Raw genomic sequence first — 19,993 nt, forward strand, 5'->3', positions numbered from 1 at the left:
GTTCAATTTCCATAAACCACCACCAAAGAGGAAGACAAATGACATACACCCGCACCCTGATCGCCCTGGCGGCCGCCGCCTTGGGCGTGGCCGCGCACGCCGTCGAATTCCGTTCGGCCGATGTGCACAACAGCGACGACTACCCGACCGTGGCCGCGGTCAAGTACATGAGCGAGCTGCTCGACAAGCGCAGCAACGGCAAATACAAGATCAAGGTCTTCAACAAGGGCGCGCTGGGGACCGAAAAGGAAACCATCGACCAGGTGAAGATCGGCGCGCTGGAGATGACCCGCGTCAACATCAGCCCGCTGAACTCGCTGTGCGCCAAGACGCTGGTGCCGACAATGCCCTTCCTGTTCGACTCGATCGCCCACATGCGCAAGTCGCTCGACGGCCCGGCCGGCGAGGAGATCCTGAAGAGCTGCGAGCCCGAGGGCCTGGTCGGCCTGGCCTTCTACGACAGCGGCGCGCGCTCGATCTACGCCAAGAAGCCGGTGAAGTCGCTGGCCGACACCAAGGGCATGAAGATCCGCGTGCAGCAATCCGACCTGTGGGTGTCGCTGATCAACGCCATGGGCGCCAATGCCACGCCGGTGCCGATCGGCGAGGTCTACACCGGCCTCAAGACCGGGCTGATCGACGCCGCGGAGAACAACATCCCGTCCTATGACGGCTTCAAGCACTACGAGGCCGTCAAGTTCTATTCGCGCACCGAGCATTCGATGGCGCCCGAGATGCTGGTGATGTCCAAAGCCGTCTATGACAAGCTGCCCAAGGCCGAGCAGGACATGTTCCGCGCCGCGGCCAAGGAATCGGTCGCGTTCCAGCGCAAGAAGTGGGACGAGCAGGAGGCCAAGTCGCTCGAGGTGGTCACCAAGGGCGGCGCCACCATCGTGTCCGACGTCGACAAGGCCTCGTTCCGCGCCGCCATGGCACCGGTGTACGCCAAGTTCATCTCCACGCCGGACCTGCAGCGCCTGGTCAAGGCGATCCAGGACAACAAGTGATCGACGGGCCGGCCGAATCCGAAACCTCGCGCCCGCCCTCGCGCCATGCGTACTCGCGCGTGTGCGCGCTGCTGTCCAAGGCCAGCCTGATGCTGGCGGTGGTGCTGCTGATCGCCATCATCGTGTGCGTGCAGTACCAGGTGGTCGGGCGCTACCTCTTCAACGACACGCCGGTCTGGGCCGAGGGCCTCGCGCTGCAGCTGGTGCTGTACGTCACCGCGCTGGGCGTGGCGGTCGGCGTGCGCGATGCCGGCCACATCGGCCTGGATTCGCTGGTCGCCCTGTTGCCGGAGTCGCTGCGCCTCAAGATCGAGATCCTGATCCACGCGCTGGTGGCGCTGTTCGGCGCCATCATGGTTTCCAGCGGCTGGCTCTGGACCCGGCTCAAGTGGAGCGACATCAAGCCCATGCTGGGCATTCCGGTGGGCATGGACTACCTGGCGCTCGTGATCGCGGGCATGTTGATCGTTCTGTTTTCGGTTGAACACATCGTGGCACTGCTGCGTGACGAGGAAGTGGTGCCGGCGTGGAATTGATTGTTCTCTCTCTTAGTTTTCTCGCGCTGCTGGTCCTCGGCGTGCCGGTCGCGTTCTCGATCGGCCTCGCCTCGGTCGCCACCGTGCTCTACGCCGGTCTGCCGGTGGCGGTGGTGTTCCAGAAGATGGTCGGCGGGATGCAGATCTTCTCGTTCCTGGCCATCCCCTTCTTCGTGTTCGCCGGCGAGCTGATGCTCTACGGCGGCATCGCGCAACGCATCGTGCGCTTTGCCAACAGCCTGATCGGCCATGTGCGCGGCGGGCTCGGCATGAGCAACGTGATCGGCTGCACGCTGTTCGGCGGCGTGGCGGGCTCGCCGGTGGCCGACGTGTCGGCCATGGGCTCGGTGATGATCCCGCTGATGAAGCGCGAGGGCTACGACGCGGACTATGCGGTCAACGTCACCACGCACGCGGCGCTGGTCGGCGCGCTGATGCCGACCTCGCACAACCTCATCATCTTCACACTGGCCACCACCGGCATCGCCTCGGTCAGCGTGCTGAGCCTGATCCTGGCGGGGATGATTCCGGCGCTGATCCTGACGCTGTGCAATCTGGGGGCGGCGTATTACGTGGCGATCAAGCGCGGCTACCCGATCCGCGGCGCTTTCCCCGGCTGGGGCGAGGTGCTGGCGGCCTTCATCGGCGCGCTGCCCGGGCTGCTGATCGTCGCGATCATCCTCGTCGGCATCCTGTCGGGGGTGTTCACCGCCACCGAGTCGGCAGCCACCGCCGTGCTGTGGGCGCTGGGCGTCACGGTGCTGGTGTACCGGTCGCTCAGCTGGCAGGATTTTCTGAAGGCCTGCGCCAAGGCCTGCAAGACCACCGGCGTGGTGCTGCTGCTGATCGGCATCTCCTCGGCCTTCGGCTACTTCATGGCGCTGTACGAGGTGCCGCAGAAAACCGGCGAACTGATGACCTCGGTCTCGAGCAGCCCGTGGGTCATCTTCCTGATGATCAACGTGCTGCTGTTCGTGCTGGGCACCTTCCTCGACATGGCCGCCACGATCCTGATCTGCACGCCGATCTTCCTGCCGATCGCGATGCAGTTCGGCATGAGCCCGGTACAGTTCGGCATCGTCATGCTGATCAACTGCGCGCTCGGCCTGAACACGCCGCCGGTCGGCACCACGCAGTTCATCGGCTGCGCCATCGGGGGGGTGTCGGTCGGGCAGGTGATGCGATCGATCTGGCCCTTCTACGGGGCGCTGCTGGTGTGCCTGATGCTCGTGACCTACGTGCCGGCCTTCTCCCTGTGGCTGCCCGAGCTCTTCTCCGCACCCAAATGAGCGAACCCCTCTACATCACCATGCACGAGCGCGACAACGTCGCGATCGTGGCCAACGACGGCGGGCTGCCTGCCGGCACCGTGTTCCCCTCGGGCCTGGCGCTGGTCGAGAAGGTGCCGCAGGCGCACAAGGTGGCGCTGGTCGACATTCCCGAAGGCGGCGAGGTGCGGCGCTACGACGTCGTGATCGGCTATGCGCTGAAGCCCATCGCCGCCGGCAGCTGGGTGCACGAGCGGCTCTTGAAGATGCCCGCCGCACGGGAGCTCGAAGGCCTGCCGATCGCCACCGTCAAGCCGCCGCCGCAGGCGCCGCTCGAGGGCTACACCTTCGAGGGCTACCGCAATCCCGACGGCTCGGTCGGATCCCGAAACATCCTGGCCATCACCCAGACCGTGCAGTGCGTGGCCGGCGTGACCGAGTTCGCCGTGCAGCGCATCAAGGCCGAGCTGCTGCCGAAGTTTCCGAACGTCGACGACGTGGTGGCGCTGGAGCACGGCTATGGCTGCGGCGTTGCGATCGATGCGCCCGACGCGATCATTCCGATCCGCACGCTGCGCAACATCAGCCTCAACCCCAACTTCGGCGGCGAGGTGATGGTGGTGAGCCTGGGCTGCGAGAAGCTGCAGCCCGAGCGCCTGATGCCGCCCGGCACGATTCCCTTGATCGACGAACGCAACGTGGCCGACGTCGGCGCCAGCGCGGAGACCGGGCTGGACGTGGTGTGCCTGCAGGACGAGGCGCACATCGGCTTCATGTCGATGGTCGATTCGATCCTGCGCCAGGCCGAGGAGCATCTCGAGCGCCTCAACGCCCGCCGGCGCGAAACCGTGCCCGCCAGCGAGCTGGTGGTCGGCGTGCAGTGCGGCGGCAGCGATGCCTTCTCGGGCGTCACGGCCAACCCGGCGGTCGGCTTCTGCACCGACCTGCTGGTGCGCGCCGGCGCGACCGTGATGTTCTCGGAGGTGACCGAGGTGCGCGACGGCATCGACCAGCTCACCTCGCGCGCGACCACGCCCGAGGTGGCCGAGGCGATGATCCGCGAGATGGCCTGGTACGACGCCTACCTCGACAAGGGCCGCGTCGACCGCAGCGCCAACACCACGCCCGGCAACAAGAAGGGCGGGCTCTCCAACATCGTCGAGAAGGCGATGGGCTCGATCGTGAAGTCGGGCAGCTCGCCGATCTCGGGCGTCGTCGCGCCGGGCGAGAAGGCGCGGCAGAAGGGCCTGCTCTATGCCGCCACGCCGGCCAGCGACTTCATTTGCGGCACGCTGCAGCTCGCGGCCGGCATCAACCTGCACGTGTTCACCACCGGCCGCGGCACGCCCTACGGGCTGGCCGAGGTGCCGGTGATCAAGGTCGCCACGCGCAGCGATCTCGCGCGCCGCTGGCACGACCTGATGGACGTCAACGCCGGCCGCATCGCCGACGGCGAAGCCACGATCGAAGACGTGGGCTGGGAGCTGTTCCGGCTGATGCTCGACGTGGCAAGTGGCCGCAAGAAGACCTGGGCCGAGCACTGGAAGCTGCACAACGCGCTGGTGCTGTTCAACCCGGCGCCCGTCACCTGAAAAGGAGAATCGCATGGAAGATCTGAAAGGCAAGACCGCCCTCGTCACGGGCGCCAGCACCGGCATCGGTGCCGCCGTCGCACGGGCCTACGCGGCGCGCGGCATGCGCGTGGCCGTCCACTACAACCGCTCGGCCGGCCCCGCGAAGGAGGTGGTGGACGCGATCACCGCCGCCGGCGGCGAAGCCTTCGCGTTGCAGGGCGACGTGCGCGACACCGAAGCGATCCGGCGCGTGGTGCGCGAAACCGTCGCACGACTTGGCGGCATCGACGTCCTTGTCAACAACGCCGGCAGCCTGGTCAAGCGCGTGCCGATCGCCGACTTCGACGACGCGCTCTTCGACGAGGTGCTGCACATCAACGCGCGCTCGGTGCTCGCCTTCTGCCGCGAAGTGGTGCCGCTGATGCGCGCACAGGGCCGCGGCGGCAGCATCATCAATGTCTCGTCGGTCGCGGCGCGCCACGGCGGCGGGCCCGGCGCCTACCTGTATGCCGGCGCCAAGGGCTTCGTCAGCACGGCGACCCGCGGCCTGGCCAAGGAGCTTGCACTCGACCGCATCCGCGTCAACGCGGTGGCGCCGGGCGTGATCCAGACGCCCTTCCACGACCAGTTCTCGACGCCCCAGATGCTCGAGTCCTTCAAGGCCACGATCCCGATGGCCCGCATCGGCGAGCCCGACGACTGCGTGGGCGCCTTTCTCTACCTCGCCTCGGAGCAGCTTTCGAGCTACGTGACGGGCCAGATTCTCGAAGTCAACGGCGGCCAGTACATGCCTTGAACCGGCTGAACCCCTAAGGAAGAAAAACATGCATCCAGCCATCACTTCTCGCGCGCTGCGCCGCCTCGCGCTGCTGCTCGTGCCCGGACTCGCCGCGATCGGCGGCAACGTTTCGGCCGCCACCTGGGTCTACGTGTCCAATGCGGACAGCCAGGAGATCTCCGTGCTCGAGCTCGACCGCGGCCAGGGCACGCTGAAGCCTGTGGAGTCGGTGAACGTCGGCGGCATGGTGATGCCAATGGCCGTGAGCCCCGACAAGCGCTTCCTGTACGCCGCACTTCGCTCGCAGCCCTTTCGCGTCGCGAGTTTCGCGATCGATGGCACCAGCGGCAAGCTGAAGAAGCTGGGCGAGGCGCCGCTGGCCGACAGCATGGCCAACATCGACACCGACGCCACGGGGCGCTGGCTGTTCGCGGCTTCCTACCCAGGGCACAAGATCACGGTCAACAGCATCGACAAGGCGGGCAACGTCGGCCCGATCCAGCAGTTGCTTCCCACGACACCCAACGCACACGCGATTCACGCCGATGCCGGCAATCGCTTCGTGCTGGCGACCAGCCTGGGCGGCGACAACGTCTCGAGCTGGCGCTTCGACGCCCAGACCGGGGTCTTGTCGCCCAACGACCCGCCGCTGACGACCGGCGCGGCGAAGTCGGGACCGCGCCACTTCGTCTGGGACAAGGCGCAGCGCAACGTGTACCTGCTGAACGAGCTCGACGCCGGCCTGCATGTGTATGCCTGGGACGCCGCCCGCGGCACGCTGCAACTCCAGCAGAGCGCCACCGTGCTGCCCGCGGGCTTCACCGGCAAGCCCTGGGCCGCCGATCTTCATCTCACGCCCGACGGCCGCTATCTCTACGCATCGGAGCGCACGTCCAGCACGCTGTCGGGCTTCAAGGTCGACGCCTCGACCGGCCGGCTGCAAGCGCTGGGCCAGACACCGACCGAGAAGACGCCGCGCGGCTTCGCCATCGATCCGAGCAGCCGTTTCCTGATCGCCGTCGGCCAGGAGTCCCACAGCGCCTCGGTGCACCCGATCGACGCTGCGAGCGGTGCCCTCGGCACGCCCCAGCGACTGCCGCTGGGCAAGAACCCGAACTGGGTCGAGATCGTCGAGCTGCCGTGAGCTCGCGCTGAGTTTTTTGCACCTGAACGCCAAGGAGACACTGTCATGCAACGCCGCACCCTCATCCAGACCGCCATCGCCTCGCTCGCCGCGGGCCTGCCCGCCCTGCCCGCTTTCGCTCAAGGCCAATGGCCGAGCGGCAAGGCCATCACCTACCTCGTGCCCTTCCCGGCCGGCGGCACCACCGACGTGCTCGGCCGCCTGATCGGCCAGAAGCTCGGGCCCGCGCTGGGCACCAGCATCGTGATCGACAACAAGGGCGGTGCCGGCGGCAGCGTGGGTTCGGAGATCGCGTCGCGCGCCGCGCCCGACGGCTACACGATGCTGGGCGGCACCATCAGCTCGCACGCGATCAACGTGAGCCTCTACCCCAAGATCGGCTATGACCCGCAGAAGTCCTTTGCGCCGGTCACGCTGATCGGCACCAACCCGGTGGTGCTGGTGGTCAACCAGGCGAGCCCCTACAAGACGCTGAAGGATGTGCTGGAGGCCAGCAAGACCAAGTCGGGCGGGCTCTCGTCCGCTTCGGCCGGCACCGGCACCTCGCAGCATCTGACGCTGGAGCTGCTGTCGTACAAGTCGGGCGTCAAGTTCACGCACGTGCCCTACAAGGGCAGCGGCCCTGCGATCCAGGACGTGATCGGCGGCCAGGTCGACATGATGTTCGACACCACCGTGGTGGCCGGCCCGCACATCCAGAGCGGCAAGCTGCGCGCGATCGCGGTCAGCTCGGCCAAGCGGCTGGCCTCGATGCCGGACGTGCCGACGGTGGCGGAGTCGGGCCTGCCGGGCCTGAAGGACTTCGAGGTGCTGTCCTGGCAGGCCATCTTCGTGCCGGCCGGGACTCCGGCGCCGGTGGTCGATCGCCTGCACACCGAGATCCGCAAGATCCTCGCCCAGCCCGAGATGCAGGACAAGCTCAAGGGCTTCGGCATGGAACCGGCCGACATGACGACCGCGCAGATCGCCGCCTTCCAGAAGGCCGAGGTCGAAAAATGGGCGCAAGTGATCAAGGCGGCGGCGATCAAGGCGGAGTAGCCGCCGTCCCGCTGGCGACAGGCGGGGCGCTCGATAGAATCGCCTTCCCCTTTTTGGAAGCGCCTTCTTGTCCGACCGCCTCTTCGCCCTGCCGCAGTACCTCTTTCCCAAACAGGCGCTGACTTCGTTTGCCGGCTGGGTCGCGGGCAAGGAGCGCGGTGCGGTCACGACCTGGATCATCCGCCGCTTCGTCGCCAAGTACGGCGTCGACATGGGCGAGGCGCTGGACAGCGACATCGCGAGCTACCCGAGCTTCAACGAGTTCTTCACCCGGGCCCTGAAGCCCGGCGCGCGCCCGATCGCGCAAGCCGACCTGGTGTCGCCGGTCGACGGCGCGATCAGCCAGTTCGGCCCCATCGAGGGCGACCAGATCTTCCAGGCCAAGGGCCACAGCTACACCATCACCGCGCTGGTCGGCGGCGATGCGGTGCTGGCGGCGCAGTTCGAGCACGGCAGTTTCGCCACGCTCTATCTGAGCCCGAAGGACTATCACCGCATCCACATGCCCTGCGACGGGCGCCTGCTGCGCATGGTCTATGTGCCGGGCGAGCTGTTCTCGGTCAACCCGGCCACGGCGCGCGGCGTGCCCGGCCTCTTCGCGCGCAACGAGCGCGTGGTGTGCGTCTTCGAGTCGGCGCGCGGCCCCTTCGTGCTGGTGCTGGTCGGCGCCACCATCGTCGGCAGCATGGCGACCGTGTGGCATGGCGTGGTCAACCCGCCGCGCGGCGGCGAGGTGCGCGAATGGGACTACGCCGACCGCCAGATCGTGCTCAAGAAGGGCGAAGAGATGGGCCGCTTCCTGCTCGGATCCACGGTCGTGATGCTGTTCCCGCCGCCGCCGCTCGTCTTCAACCCGGCATGGGCGCCGGCAGGCGCGATCCGGCTCGGCGAATTCATGGCCAACCATTCGACCTCCTGAAGGCGCTGCCGCTGCGACCCGCAGCCGGCTTCATTGCATAGCTATAAAACTTGTAGCAAGCTGCCTTCTGGGATATAGTCGCCGGCCCGATCCGAGTGGTCCAGCACCCAACATAAAAAACGCGCGGCGCCACAGCGCCGTGCAGCAGCCGCCGCCCCGAGGAGATGTTGTTCGATGAGTAGCAAGGAAAACGCGGCCGTCAACCAATTGCTTGCGCTGCTGGAAGCCCGCTATGCACTGCGCGTGCTCTGGGCACTGCGTGACGGCCATGCCCAGACCTTCCGCCTGCTGCAGGACAGCGTCGGCAACATCACGCCCAACACCCTCAACACCCGCATCAAGGAGCTGCGCGAAGCCGGCATCGTGAACCACGGCAGCGAGGGCTACAGCCTCACGTTGAGCGGGCAGGACTTGCTCAAGCGCCTGTCCGACCTCCAGGCCTTTGCCGTGAAGTGGCAGGTGAACCAGGTCAAGAAGGCGGCGCCTGCCGTGCCTGCACCCGCACTCGGGCCGAATCCGGCGCCTCGTTAAACTGCGGGCCTTTTTCCTTCATCCCCCAAAGGAGCATCTCATGCCCATCACTCCCTCCGGCCTGCAGTACGAAGACACCACCGTCGGCGACGGCGCCGAAGCCAAGGCCGGCCAGCACGTGCATGTGCACTACACCGGCTGGCTCTACAACGACGGCGTGCAGGGCGCCAAGTTCGATTCCAGCCGCGACCGCAACGACCCCTTCGCCTTCTCGCTGGGCGCCGGCCAGGTCATCAAGGGCTGGGACGAAGGCGTCGCCGGCATGAAGATCGGCGGCCAGCGCACCCTGATCATCCCGCCCGCCCTCGGCTACGGCGCACGCGGCGCCGGCGGCGTGATTCCCCCGAATGCAACCTTGAAGTTCGACGTCGAGCTGCTCGACGCCCACTGAACGGGCGGCACCGCCGCCCCGAGCGAAATGCGCCTGGATGGGCGCATTTTTTTGCCTTGAAAACCCCGCACCCAGCCCCATCTGGCCCGCTATTGTTTTGTTTTCCGGCGTGGACGCCGGCTTTTTGAGCATGTCAGACCCGCAAAACCCCCAATCGAATCCAGAGAACTTCCTGCAGGGCGAGCCCAGCCCCGAAGAGCTGGAAGCCGCGCAAGCCGCCAACGAGGCCGACGCGCTGGCAGCCGCCACGGCCGAGATCGCCGAGCTTCGGGCCAAGAACGCCGAACTGGCCGACCAGTACCTGCGCGCGCAGGCCGACGTGCAGAACGCGCGCCGCCGCGCCGACGAGGAGGTGAGCAAGGGCCGCAAGTTCGCCATCGAGTCCTTCGCCGAAAGCCTGCTGCCGGTGCTGGACAGCCTCGAAGCCGGCCTGAACCACAAGGACGCCACGCCCGAGCAGGTCCGCGAAGGCGCCGAAGCCACGCTGCGCCAGCTCAAGAGCGCGCTGGAACGCAACAAGGTGATCGAGATCGCGCCGGCCCAGGCCAGCAAGTTCGATCCGCACCAGCATCAGGCGATCTCGGTCGTGCCGGTCGAGGGGCAGGAGCCCAACACCATCGTGGGCGTTCTGCAGAAGGGCTACACCATCGCCGACCGCGTGCTGCGACCTGCGCTGGTGACCGTCAGCGCCCCTAACTGAATCACACGAAACCCACAGGAAATCCCCGCTCCGTCCCTTGAATCGAGCCGGGTTATCCACAAGTTCACAACAACATATTTTTCGCATTCAGGAGTAACAACATCATGGCCAAAATCATCGGCATCGACCTCGGCACCACCAACTCGTGCGTGTCGATCATGGAAGGCAACACGACCCGCGTGATCGAGAACTCGGAAGGCGCGCGCACCACGCCGTCGATCGTTGCGTACCAGGAAGACGGCGAAGTGCTGGTCGGCGCCTCGGCCAAGCGCCAGGCCGTCACCAACCCCAAGAACACGATCTACGCCGTCAAGCGCCTGATCGGCCGCAAGTTCGAGGAAAAGGAAGTGCAGAAGGACATCGACCTGATGCCCTACACGATCACCAAGGCCGACAACGGCGATGCCTGGGTCGAAGTGCGCGGCAAGAAGCTCGCTCCCCAGCAGATCAGCGCGGAAATCCTGCGCAAGATGAAGAAGACCGCCGAAGACTACCTCGGCGAGCCCGTCACCGAGGCCGTGATCACCGTCCCCGCCTACTTCAACGACAGCCAGCGCCAGGCCACCAAGGATGCCGGCCGCATCGCCGGGCTGGACGTGAAGCGCATCATCAACGAGCCGACCGCGGCGGCCCTCGCCTTCGGCCTCGACAAGCAGGACAAGGCCGACCGCAAGATCGCCGTGTACGACCTGGGCGGCGGCACCTTCGACATCTCGATCATCGAGATCGCCGATGTCGACGGCGAGAAGCAGTTCGAAGTGCTGTCGACCAACGGCGACACCTTCCTCGGCGGCGAGGACTTCGACCAGCGCGTGATCGACTACATCATCGGCGAGTTCAAGAAGGACCAGGGCGTCGACCTCAGCAAGGACGTGCTCGCGCTGCAGCGCCTGAAGGAAGCGGCCGAGAAGGCCAAGATCGAACTCTCGAACAGCGCGCAGACTGACATCAACCTGCCCTACATCACGGCCGATGCCTCGGGCCCGAAGCATCTGAACATCAAGCTCACGCGCGCCAAGTTCGAATCGCTGGTCGAAGAGCTGATCGAGCGCACCATCGCGCCCTGCCGCACCGCCATCAAGGATGCCGGCGTCAGCGTGAACGACATCAGCGACGTGATCCTGGTCGGCGGCATGACCCGCATGCCCAAGGTGCAGGAGAAGGTGAAGGAATTCTTCGGCAAGGAGCCGCGCAAGGACGTGAACCCCGACGAGGCCGTGGCCGTCGGCGCCGCGATCCAGGGCCAGGTGCTCTCGGGCGACCGCAAGGACGTGCTCTTGCTCGACGTGACCCCGCTGTCGCTCGGCATCGAGACCATGGGCGGCGTGATGACCAAGATGATCACGAAGAACACCACGATCCCGACCAAGTTCGCGCAGACCTTCTCGACCGCGGAAGACAACCAGCCGGCCGTGACGATCAAGGTGTTCCAGGGCGAACGCGAGATCGCCTCGGGCAACAAGCTGCTCGGCGAATTCAACCTCGAAGGCATTCCGCCGGCCGCGCGCGGCACGCCGCAGATCGAGGTGAGCTTCGACATCGATGCCAACGGCATCCTGCACGTCGGCGCCAAGGACAAGGGCACCGGCAAGGAAAACAAGATCACCATCAAGGCGAACTCGGGCCTCTCCGAGGACGAGATCCAGAAGATGGTGAAGGACGCCGAGCTCAACGCCGCCGAGGACAAGAAGAAGGTCGAGCTCGCCCAGGCCCGCAACCAGGGCGAAGCGATGGCGCACAGCGTGAAGAAGTCGCTCGGCGAACACGGCGCGAGCCTGGATGCCGGCGAGAAGGAAAAGATCGAGACCGCCATCAAGGAGTTGGAAGAAGTCCTGAAGGGCGACGACAAGGCAGCGATCGAGGAAAAGACCAACACGCTGATGACGGCCAGCCAGAAGCTCGGCGAGAAAATGTACGCCGACGCCCAGGCGGCCGCCGGGGCCGCGGGCGGCGCGGCGGGCGCTGGCCCGGAAGCTGCAAGCGCTCCAGCCGACGACAACGTGGTCGACGCCGAGGTCAAGGAAGTCAAGAAGGGTTGATTTTTCGACCCTGATGCAAGGCTGGATCTCCTGACAAGGCGGTCCGGCCTTTTTCCGTTTTCGCCCCCAAGCCCACCGACCATGGCCACCAAACGCGACTACTACGAAACCCTCGGCGTCCCGAAGAACGCCAGCGAGGAAGAAATCAAGAAGGCTTATCGCAAGCTCGCGATGAAGCACCATCCCGACCGCAACCATGGCGACACCGGCAAGGAAGCCGAGGCCAAGTTCAAGGAGGTCAAGGAAGCCTACGAGATGCTGTCGGACGCGCAGAAGCGCGCCGCCTACGACCAGTACGGCCATGCGGGCGTCGACCCCAACATGCGCGGCGGGCCGGGCGCGGAAGGCTTCGGCGGCTTCGCGGAAGCCTTCGGCGACATCTTCGGCGACGTGTTCGGCGGCCGCGGCGGCCGCCAGGGCGGGCGCCAGGTGTTCCGCGGCAGCGACCTGAGCTACGCGATGGAAGTCACGCTCGAGGAAGCGGCCGAAGGCAAGGAAGCGCAGATCCGCATCCCGAGCTGGGACGACTGCGGCACCTGCAAGGGCACGGGCGCCAAGCCCGGCACCAAGCCCATCACCTGCACCACCTGCCACGGCCAGGGCGCGGTGCAGATGCGCCAGGGTTTCTTCAGCGTGCAGCAGACCTGCCCGACCTGCCACGGCACCGGCAAGATCATTCCCGAGCCCTGCACCACCTGCCACGGCCAGGGAAAGATCAAGAACAACAAGACGCTCGAGGTCAAGATCCCGGCCGGCATCGACGACGGCATGCGCATCCGCAGCACCGGCAACGGCGAGCCCGGCACCAACGGCGGGCCGCCCGGCGACCTCTATATTGAGATCCGGCTCAAGAAGCACGAACTGTTCGAGCGCGACGGCGACGACCTGCACTGCGTCGTGCCGGTCAGCATCACCACCGCCGCGCTCGGCGGCGAGATCAACGTGCCCACGCTCAAGGGCGCGGCCGCCATCGACATCCCCGACGGCACGCAGAGCGGCAAGCAGTTCCGCCTGCGCGGCAAGGGTGTCAAGGGCGTGCGCTCCAGCTACCCGGGCGACCTCTACTGCCACATCCGCGTGGAGACGCCGGTCAAGCTCACCGAGCACCAGCGCAAGTTGCTGAAAGAACTCGACGAATCGCTCAAGAAGGGCGGCGACAAGCACAGCCCAACCGACAAGGGCTGGTTCGACAAGGCCAAGGAGTTCTTCAGCTGACGGCTCGAGCCTAAGGTTCGAAGCCGCCCTGCTCCCGCAGCGCGCGCGAGCGGGGCCCCGCGATCCATTCGACGAAGCGCCGGGCCGACTCGGGCTCAACGGCGTTGACGCTCGCCGCCGCGGTGTAGACGGTCGCGAGTTCGAAGGCTTCGGGCAAGGCGCCCACCAGCGCGATCCCGGGCGTGTAGTTGATCTCCGTGATCTGCGTGCAGCCGATGGCGCCCGGCTCCGGCGCCGCAGCCAGTGCGCGCATCGCCGTCGCGCCGTTCGGGAAGGTGCGAAGGCGCGGTGACACGATGTCCGCGATCCCCAGCCTGGCCAGCACCGAGGCGAAATGGATGCCCGCGGTCGAGCGCTCGGCGTCGGGGAAATAGATGGCGGTGGCCGCGAGCAGGCTGGCCTTCAGCGCCTCGGGCGTCGCGATGGCGGGCAGCGGCTCGCCGCTTCGCGCGGCGACGCCGGTGCGCACGCGCCCCAGCGCCGCTTCGCTGCCCGGCACCAGCCGGCCGTCGGCCTGAAGTGCCACGACCATCGACGCGGTGACGATCATCACGTCGCAGGGCTCGCCCGCCAGCAGCGCCTCCTTCATCGCACCGACGGCGCCGAAACGGCCTTCCACCTTTTCGCCCGTGGCCTCGAAAAACGCATCCTGCAAGGCCTTGACCAGGCCCTGCGCGGCGCCCGCGCAAAGAAGGTTCATTGGTCGGCCTTGGCGCCGGAGATCTTCACGATGTGGGCCCATTTCTCGATGTCTTCGTTCATGTAGCGGGTGAACTCCACCGGGTTCATGGCCATCGGCGTCGCACCCTGCGCCTTCCACGCGCGCACGACCTCGGGGTTGGACACGATCTTCACGACCTCGGCATTCAGCCGATCGACGACGGCTGCAGGCGTGCCCCGGGGTGCCATCAGGCCGAGCCAGATGGTCGCCTCGTACCGCGGAACGCCGGCCTCGGCGACGGTCGGTACTTCGGGCGTCACGGCGGAGCGCGTCAACCCCGTGGTGGCGATCGCCTTCACCTTGCCGGCGCGCGCATGCTCCACCATCGTCGGCACGGCGTCGAACATCATGTCGACCTGGCCGCCCAGCACATCGGTGCGCGCGCCGGCGCTACCGCGGTAGGGAATGTGCAGGATCGACACACCGGCCATCGCCTTGAAGAGTTCGCCGGCCATGTGATACGGCGTCCCGGGCCCCGACGACGCATAGGACAAGGCACCGGGCTTCGACTTCGCCAGCGCGATCAGCTGGGCCAGATCGTTCACCGGCAAGCCGCTGCGGGTGACGAGCACGAGGTCGGAATAGTTGAGCGCCGCAACCGGCAGGAAGTCGCGCATCAGCTGAAAGGGCTTGTTCGGGATCAGCGACTCGTTGACCGTGTGCGCGTTGGACATCAACAGCAGCGTGTAGCCGTCCGCCGGGCTCTTGGCCACGGCATCGGTGCCGATCACCGAGCCCGCACCGGGCCGGTTGTCCACCACGAAACCCTGGCCGAGCGCTTCCTGGAGCCGCGTGGCGATGAAGCGCGCGTAAACGTCGGCGGGCCCGCCGGCAGCGAAGGGAACGACGATGCGCACGGGGCGCGAGGGGTAATCCTGGGCCGCTGTCCACGGCGCGATCACGAGGAGCAGTGCCGCGGCGACGTACCTCCAGACCGTCTTCTTGAACAGCCAGCCTGCGGCAAGTCTTTTCACGGCCTTCTCCAAGGATTGGTACGAATTGGTACCAAACAGTGCCAATTGAAAACCAGAATAGCGGCCGCCGGCGAGCGGGTCAATGCGAGGCCGGGTTTGTCCGGGCCCTCAGTACCCCAGCAGGTTGCGACGCACGTGCGTCAGGTGCTCCAGGCAGAGCTGCACGGCGCGCGCGCCGTCGCGGTCCTTGAGCGCGGCGACCAGCTCGCGATGCTCGCGCTGGTAGTCGAGCCGACGCTCCGGCGTCGCGCTGCGGCGCTTGAGCATCCCCCACTCGCTTTGCGCGCGCACCTCGTTCATGCGCTGGAACACGGCCGAGATGAAGGCGTTGTGGGCGGCGCCGGCGATGGCCTCGTGCAGCCTGCCGTCCCATAGCTCGAATTCCTCGAGGCTCGCGGCCGCCTCGCCCCTGTCGCAGCACTCTTCCATCCGGGCGAAATCGGCGGCCGTGGCATTGCCGACCACCATCGCGATGATCGCGGGCTCGAGCACCAGGCGCGCGCTCATCAGTTCGGCAGGACTGGTCGCGAGCGGCGACTCGCCATGGCTGAGCTCCGCGAGCGCCTGCGCAACCGCTTCGCTGACATAGGTCCCGCTGCCCACCGTCTGGGTGATCAAGCCCCGCCCCTTCAGGTCCGCCAGCACGCGGCGCACCGCCCCGCGGCTGAGCCCGAACTGCCCGCACAGTTCGCGCTCGGTCGGCAGGCGATGGCCGGCTCGCCAGGTGCGCGATTTCAGGTTTTCGAGAATGGCTTCCCGCAGGGTCAGGGCGCTGTACACGGTCGCGAAGCTGGGTGGATGAAATGGAGGAGTGCGCCGATCGTATCAACCGCGGCGCGCGCGACGCTATTGTGCACTTGGTACTCGATTGGTAGCATTTGGTCTCCATAAGGAGATCATTTTGCGCATTGCCACCTATCAATATCAAGGCCGGCGCCAGGTCGGCCTGGTCTCGGAAGACGGAGCGACTGTCAGTCCGCTCGAACTCAGCGACGCCCAAGTGCAACGCGGCGCACTGTCCCTGATCGAAGACCGAGCCTCCGGCGCGGCCTTGCCTCCTGCGGGTGCGCCGCTTGCCCTGAGCAAAGTAAGGCTCCAAGCCCCCCTGCCTCTGCCGCGCCGCAACATCTTCTGCGTGGGACGCAACTACCACGCGCACGCCCAGGAGCTGTCGGGCTCGGTCTTCAGGAACAACACGGCCAAAGCCGATGCCTGGCCGATCGTGTTCACCAAGGTGCCGGAATGCGTGATCGGGCCAGAGGACGAGGTCCGGCTGCCGGGCGAGTCGGTGTCGGCGCAGATCGATTACGAAGCCGAGCTGGCCGTGGTCATCGGCAAGGGCGGCCGCAACATCGCGCGCGACGAGGCGCTGTCGCACGTGTTCGGTTACACCATCGTCAACGATGTCACCGCGCGCGACGTGCAGATGCGCCACCAGCAATGGGACCTGGGCAAGTCTTTCGACACCTTCTGCCCCATGGGGCCCTGGATCGTGAGCGCCGACACGCTGGACGGCACGCGCACCCGCGTGCGCTGCTGGGTCAACGGCGAGCTCCGCCAGGATGCGCGGACCACCGACTTCATCTTCGACATTCCGTCGCTGATCGAGACTTGTTCGCGCGGCATCTCCCTGTATCCCGGCGACGTGATCGCCACCGGCACGCCGGCCGGCGTCGGCATGGGACTGTCGCCGCCGCAGTACCTGAAGGCAGGCGACACGGTACGCATCGAGATCGACGGGCTCGGCACGCTGGAAAACCGCTTCGCCTGAAAGCGGACGTACCCATTACAACAAATGGAGACAAGCTCATGCATGCATACCCACACGCGCTGCTGCGCGCCGCGTTCCTCGCGGCCGCCTGCTGCGCCACGGCCATGGCGGCGATCGCGCAGCCAGGCTGGCCCGACAAGCCGATCACGATGGTCGTGCCTTTTCCGCCGGGCGGCGTTGCGGACACGGTGGCACGGCCCGTGGCCGAGGCCTTGTCGCGCGAACTGAAACAATCCGTGATCGTCGAGAACAAGGCCGGCGCAGGCGGCGCGGTAGGGATCGGCTTCGCGGCCCGCGCACCAGCCGACGGCTACACCGTGCTGCTGAGCCTGTCCTCGATCTCCATCCTGCCGGAGGCCGACGCCATCCTCGAGCGCAAGCCTGCCTACCAGACGAGCCAGTTCAAGCCGATCGCGCGCTTCACCGCCGATCCGACGGTCCTGGTCGTGCGCGCGGACGCGCCGTGGAAGACGCTGGCGGAGTTCATCGCCGACGCGCGCGCCAAGCCCGGCGCTTACAACTACGGCAGCTCGGGCAACTACGGCACGATGCACGTGCCGATGGAGATGCTGAAGAATGCGGCCGGCTTCCGCATGACCCACATCCCCTACACCGGCGCGGGGCCCGCCGTGGTCGCGCTGCTCGCGGGGCAGGTCGATGCGGTCGCGAGCGGACCGTCGACCGTGGTCCAGCAGATCAAGGCCGGCAAGCTGCGCGCACTCGCGCACTGGGGCGAGCGCCCGTTGGCTGCGCTGCCCGAGATACCGAGCTTCGAGCAGTCGGGGTTCAGGGTGAAGTTCGCGCAGTGGTCGGGACTTTTCGTTCCCGCCGCCACGCCGGACGACATCGTGCGGCGGCTGCGCGCGGCCTCGGCCAAGGCCGCCGCGGACCCGGCGGTGGCGCAGGTCATCGAGAAGGCGGGCAGTCCCATCGCCTACCTCGACGCTCCGGAGTTCCAGTCGTACTGGAACGCCGATGCCGCCATGATGACCGAGGCCGTCCGGAAGATCGGCAAGGTCGAGTAGCGGCAGGCTGTTTTCCTCGCGGCCGTTCGAGCAACCGGCCTACTACTGATGCTTTCACGTCGCGCGTAGCCTATAACCAAGGGCGGGGCGTTGTATCCCGACTGCTGTTTCAAGGCATATGAAAAGAACCTGCGTGCACGATCGACGAAGAGCCTGCCCCGGGCCGACTTCGCGCGTCACACATTTTTCGGTCGATCTGACTAATGCTTCCGGTTTCTCGTTGGAACTTTTAAACAACGCGCCAATTCTTATTTGAAAAGCAATTTGCTGGACGCGCTCTTTGTTCTATGCTTTGACCAAGTTCCTGCTTGAGGAGTGAATCCGAAGCGTGCACACCATACCTGGCACCATTCCTGCGAACGATGCAACGTGTGCAGCACGGAAACTCCGGGCAGCGCCCCGCTGACTCGATGGAGGTGTCTATGGATGTCGTCAGTAACTTCGCCGCCCGCTACGAGCGGACCCGCGAAGAGGTCCTGTCCCTGCAGGAATATCTTGAGATCTGCAAGCGCGAGCCCGGGGCTTACGCGACGGCCGCCGAGCGCATGCTCCAGGCGATCGGGGAACCCGAGTTGGTCGACACGCGCAACGACCCGCGCCTGTCGCGCATCTTCGCCAACAAGGTCATCAAGATCTACCCTGCGTTCAGGGAGTTCTATGGCATGGAAGATGCAATCGAGCAGGTGGTCTCGTACTTCCGGCACGCCGCACAGGGCCTGGAAGAGAAGAAACAGATCCTCTACCTGCTCGGTCCCGTCGGCGGGGGCAAGAGCTCGATCGCGGAGCGCCTGAAGCAGCTGATGGAGCAGGTGCCCTTCTATTCGATCAAGGGATCGCCGGTCAACGAGTCGCCGCTCGGTCTCTTCGACGCCGCGGAAGACGGGGAGATCCTCGAGAAGGAATACGGCATCCCGCGCCGCTACCTGCAGCGCATCCTGTCGCCCTGGGCCGTGAAGCGGCTCGAGGAGTACGGCGGCGACATCCGGCAGTTCCAGATCGTCAAGCGCTATCCCTCGGTGCTGCGGCAGATCGCCGTGGCCAAGACCGAGCCGGGCGACGAGAACAACCAGGACATCTCCTCGCTGGTCGGCAAGATCGACATCCGCAAGCTCGAGACCTTCGCGCAGGACGACCCCGACGCCTACGCCTACTCCGGCGGCCTGTGCCTGGCCAACCAGGGCCTGCTGGAATTCGTCGAGATGTTCAAGGCGCCCATCAAGGTGCTGCATCCGCTCCTGACCGCCACGCAGGAAGGCAACTTCAAGGGCACCGAAGGCTTCGGCGCCATTCCCTTCGACGGCATCGTGCTGGCCCACAGCAACGAAAGCGAATGGAAGGCCTTCCGCAACAACAAGAACAACGAGGCTTTCCTCGACCGAATCTACATCGTCAAGGTGCCGTACTGCCTGCGCGTCTCCGAAGAGATCAAGATCTACGAGAAGCTGGTGCGCAACTCCTCGCTCTCGCTGGCGCCCTGCGCGCCCGGAACGATGCGCATGATGGCCCAGTTCTCGGTGCTGACGCGGCTCAAGGAGCCGGAGAACTCCAGCATCTTCAGCAAGATGCAGGTCTACGACGGCGACAACCTCAAGGACACCGATCCCAAGGCCAAGTCGATCCAGGAGTACCGCGACTACGCCGGCGTCGACGAGGGCATGAGCGGCGTATCGACCCGCTTCGCGTTCAAGATCATCTCCAAGGTCTTCAACTTCGACAGCAGCGAGGTTGCCGCCAATCCGGTGCACCTCATGTATGTGCTCGAACAGCAGATCGAGCGCGAGCAGTTCGCGCCCGAGACCGAGCAGAAGTACCTCTCCTACATCAAGGAGCTGATGGCGCCGCGCTATGCGGAGTTCATCGGCAAGGAGATCCAGACCGCCTACCTGGAAAGCTACTCCGAGTACGGCCAGAACATCTTCGATCGCTACGTGACCTACGCCGACTACTGGATCCAGGACCAGGAGTACCGCGACCAGGACACCGGCGAAGTCTTCGACCGCGGCTCGCTCAACGCCGAGCTCGAGAAGATCGAAAAGCCCGCGGGCATCAGCAATCCCAAGGACTTCCGCAACGAGATCGTCAACTTCGTGCTGCGCGCGCGCGCCGGCAACGCGGGCAAAAACCCGCTATGGACCAGCTACGAGAAGCTGCGCACGGTGATCGAGAAGAAGATGTTCTCCAACACCGAAGAGCTCCTGCCCGTCATCAGCTTCAATGCCAAGAGCAGTGCCGACGAGCTGAAGAAGCACGAGGATTTCGTCAACCGCATGGTGCAGAAGGGTTACACCGCCAAGCAGGTCCGCCTGTTGTGCGAGTGGTATCTGCGCGTTCGCAAGAGCTCATGATGAGCTGAAAGGAGTTC

19 protein-coding genes are annotated in these 19,993 nt (G+C 66.0%); 16 read left to right on the plus strand and 3 right to left on the minus strand.

Annotated elements, in window-relative coordinates; all coding sequences use genetic code 11:
• The first annotated feature begins 38 nt into the window (after positions 1-38).
• The 13 genes from ACSQ9A_RS18760 to dnaJ all read left to right on the plus strand — a co-directional run bounded on the left by ACSQ9A_RS18760 (position 39) and on the right by dnaJ (position 13,140).
• Entirely contained in the window at positions 39-1,007 is a 969-nt protein-coding gene (locus tag ACSQ9A_RS18760; RefSeq protein WP_093103214.1) for a TRAP transporter substrate-binding protein, read from the plus strand.
• Positions 1,004-1,543, plus strand: a complete 540-nt coding sequence (locus ACSQ9A_RS18765) for a TRAP transporter small permease (protein ID WP_436304721.1) — start codon at positions 1,004-1,006, stop codon at positions 1,541-1,543. Before ACSQ9A_RS18760 ends, ACSQ9A_RS18765 begins: the two co-directional genes overlap by 4 nt.
• Positions 1,534-2,832: a TRAP transporter large permease gene (locus ACSQ9A_RS18770; protein WP_436291048.1), complete on the plus strand. Its 1,299-nt coding sequence runs from the start codon at positions 1,534-1,536 to the stop codon at positions 2,830-2,832. Before ACSQ9A_RS18765 ends, ACSQ9A_RS18770 begins: the two co-directional genes overlap by 10 nt.
• On the plus strand, positions 2,829-4,403 hold the full coding sequence (gene garD / locus ACSQ9A_RS18775) for a galactarate dehydratase (protein ID WP_093103211.1): 1,575 nt from the start codon (positions 2,829-2,831) through the stop codon (positions 4,401-4,403). The genes ACSQ9A_RS18770 and garD overlap by 4 nt, the downstream gene beginning before the upstream one ends.
• Before the next feature lie 13 nt (positions 4,404-4,416).
• Positions 4,417-5,181 carry an SDR family NAD(P)-dependent oxidoreductase gene (locus ACSQ9A_RS18780; protein ID WP_093103209.1) on the plus strand — a complete coding sequence of 255 codons (765 nt, stop codon included), beginning with the start codon at positions 4,417-4,419 and terminating at the stop codon, positions 5,179-5,181.
• Between the two features lie 28 nt (positions 5,182-5,209).
• Positions 5,210-6,307: a lactonase family protein gene (locus tag ACSQ9A_RS18785; RefSeq protein ID WP_436304722.1), complete on the plus strand. Its 1,098-nt coding sequence runs from the start codon at positions 5,210-5,212 to the stop codon at positions 6,305-6,307.
• 45 nt (positions 6,308-6,352) lie between these two features.
• Entirely contained in the window at positions 6,353-7,345 is a 993-nt protein-coding gene (locus tag ACSQ9A_RS18790) for a Bug family tripartite tricarboxylate transporter substrate binding protein (RefSeq protein WP_436304723.1), read from the plus strand.
• 67 nt (positions 7,346-7,412) lie between these two features.
• Entirely contained in the window at positions 7,413-8,264 is an 852-nt protein-coding gene (gene asd / locus ACSQ9A_RS18795; RefSeq protein WP_436304724.1) for an archaetidylserine decarboxylase, read from the plus strand.
• Between the two features lie 174 nt (positions 8,265-8,438).
• Positions 8,439-8,795 carry a winged helix-turn-helix transcriptional regulator gene (locus ACSQ9A_RS18800; protein ID WP_436304725.1) on the plus strand — a complete coding sequence of 119 codons (357 nt, stop codon included), beginning with the start codon at positions 8,439-8,441 and terminating at the stop codon, positions 8,793-8,795.
• A gap of 40 nt (positions 8,796-8,835) precedes the next feature.
• A complete protein-coding gene (locus ACSQ9A_RS18805) occupies positions 8,836-9,186 on the plus strand; it encodes an FKBP-type peptidyl-prolyl cis-trans isomerase (protein WP_093103202.1) in 351 nt (116 codons plus the stop codon).
• Between the two features lie 130 nt (positions 9,187-9,316).
• A complete protein-coding gene (grpE, locus tag ACSQ9A_RS18810) occupies positions 9,317-9,886 on the plus strand; it encodes a nucleotide exchange factor GrpE (protein WP_093103200.1) in 570 nt (189 codons plus the stop codon).
• 104 nt (positions 9,887-9,990) lie between these two features.
• Positions 9,991-11,925 (plus strand): molecular chaperone DnaK, encoded by a 1,935-nt coding sequence (gene dnaK, locus ACSQ9A_RS18815; protein ID WP_093103199.1) that lies wholly within the window; start codon positions 9,991-9,993, stop codon positions 11,923-11,925.
• Between the two features lie 81 nt (positions 11,926-12,006).
• Positions 12,007-13,140: a molecular chaperone DnaJ gene (gene dnaJ / locus ACSQ9A_RS18820; RefSeq protein ID WP_093103197.1), complete on the plus strand. Its 1,134-nt coding sequence runs from the start codon at positions 12,007-12,009 to the stop codon at positions 13,138-13,140.
• Positions 13,141-13,150: 10 nt separating this feature from the next.
• Here dnaJ and ACSQ9A_RS18825 read toward each other — a convergent pair whose 3' ends face one another.
• The 3 genes from ACSQ9A_RS18825 to ACSQ9A_RS18835 all read right to left on the minus strand — a co-directional run bounded on the left by ACSQ9A_RS18825 (position 13,151) and on the right by ACSQ9A_RS18835 (position 15,615).
• Positions 13,151-13,840, minus strand: coding sequence for a molybdate ABC transporter substrate-binding protein (locus ACSQ9A_RS18825; RefSeq protein ID WP_436304726.1), 690 nt, complete (start codon positions 13,838-13,840; stop codon positions 13,151-13,153).
• A complete protein-coding gene (locus ACSQ9A_RS18830) occupies positions 13,837-14,835 on the minus strand; it encodes a tripartite tricarboxylate transporter substrate binding protein (protein WP_436304727.1) in 999 nt (332 codons plus the stop codon). The genes ACSQ9A_RS18825 and ACSQ9A_RS18830 overlap by 4 nt, the downstream gene beginning before the upstream one ends.
• A 108-nt stretch (positions 14,836-14,943) precedes the next feature.
• Positions 14,944-15,615: a FadR/GntR family transcriptional regulator gene (locus ACSQ9A_RS18835; RefSeq protein ID WP_436291042.1), complete on the minus strand. Its 672-nt coding sequence runs from the start codon at positions 15,613-15,615 to the stop codon at positions 14,944-14,946.
• A gap of 121 nt (positions 15,616-15,736) precedes the next feature.
• Between ACSQ9A_RS18835 and ACSQ9A_RS18840 the strand changes: the two genes are divergently transcribed.
• From ACSQ9A_RS18840 to ACSQ9A_RS18850, 3 genes are all read left to right on the plus strand, one after another.
• Complete coding sequence (locus ACSQ9A_RS18840) at positions 15,737-16,606, plus strand: fumarylacetoacetate hydrolase family protein (RefSeq protein ID WP_093103192.1); 870 nt, start codon at positions 15,737-15,739, stop codon at positions 16,604-16,606.
• A 38-nt stretch (positions 16,607-16,644) separates the two neighbouring features.
• Positions 16,645-17,631: a tripartite tricarboxylate transporter substrate binding protein gene (locus tag ACSQ9A_RS18845; RefSeq protein ID WP_436296347.1), complete on the plus strand. Its 987-nt coding sequence runs from the start codon at positions 16,645-16,647 to the stop codon at positions 17,629-17,631.
• Positions 17,632-18,053: 422 nt separating this feature from the next.
• Positions 18,054-19,976, plus strand: coding sequence for a PrkA family serine protein kinase (locus ACSQ9A_RS18850; protein WP_093103189.1), 1,923 nt, complete (start codon positions 18,054-18,056; stop codon positions 19,974-19,976).
• The last annotated feature ends 17 nt before the right edge of the window (positions 19,977-19,993 follow it).

The sequence above is a fragment of the Variovorax sp. LjRoot290 genome, assembly GCF_964253985.1.
GTDB lineage: Bacteria > Pseudomonadota > Gammaproteobacteria > Burkholderiales > Burkholderiaceae_C > Variovorax.